Annotated in this window: 1 protein-coding gene and 1 pseudogene; both read left to right on the top strand. The window is 28.4% G+C overall.

From position 1 onward, the window contains the following. Positions 1-18: 18 nt before the first annotated feature. A complete protein-coding gene (locus ACTQZM_RS11890; protein WP_431830983.1) occupies positions 19-165 on the top strand; it encodes a hypothetical protein in 147 nt (48 codons plus the stop codon). Positions 166-216: 51 nt separating this feature from the next. Further along, positions 217-654, top strand: a pseudogene (locus ACTQZM_RS11885) (type I restriction-modification system subunit M N-terminal domain-containing protein); the annotation flags it as partial. Positions 655-763: the final 109 nt, after the last annotated feature.

The raw sequence follows: 763 nt of genomic DNA, 5'->3' as shown, positions 1-763 counted from the left end.
TTTAATGATTTCTCTTCAATGAACTTCGTAATACCTAACATAAATGAGCAAGAACGCATCGGAAATCTTTTCCAAAAAATTGATAACTATATAGCCATTCACCAGCGTAAGTTAGATCAACTAAAAAATCTGAAACAAACACTGTTAAATAAAATGTTTATTTAAACAATTTCTGAAAAATGTAAATATCAATGAAAAGTGAAAAGAGGATAACATATGGCAACAAATAATACACAAACATCACAAGAACTATATCAAGCATTATGGAATAGCGCGGATATTTTAAGATCAAAAATGGATGCAAATGACTATAAATCTTATTTATTAGGATTAATTTTCTATAAGTTTTTATCTGATAAATTGTTATATTCTGTTGCGGAAAATCTCGATGAAGAAGTAGAGAGTTTGCAGCAAGCACAAAAACTATATGAAGAAGCAATGGCAGATGAAGATACAAAAGAAGATTTAGTTGAGACACTTAAAGATGATTTATCTTATGTCATTTCACCTGAACTAACTTTTACAGCTTTAGTAAATAATGTTAACAACGGATCTTTTCAATTGGAGTCACTAAGTCAAGGTTTTAGAAATATGGAACAAGAAGATGACACTTTTGAAAATCTATTTGAAGATATTGATTTATATTCAAAAAAATGGCTCTTTGTCAAGTAGTGTTGTTGGCAATTAAGTCAATTGGAGAGAAAGTTATTTTATGAATGCTTTCTCTCTTTTTTTTATTTTCTTTTCTTTTTTCAATCGACGC

Source organism: Enterococcus cecorum (assembly GCF_052119425.1).
GTDB classification, from domain to species: Bacteria; Bacillota; Bacilli; order Lactobacillales; family Enterococcaceae; genus Enterococcus_E; species Enterococcus_E cecorum_C.
Note: the sequence above shows the minus strand (reverse complement) of the source record. Positions and strands in the feature narration are given on the sequence as shown.

Excerpts from the sequence above, each read along its gene's own strand:
- ACTQZM_RS11890 (WP_431830983.1), top strand. The coding sequence starts at position 19 with ATGAACTTCGTAATACCTAACATAAATGAGCAAGAACGCATCGGAAAT.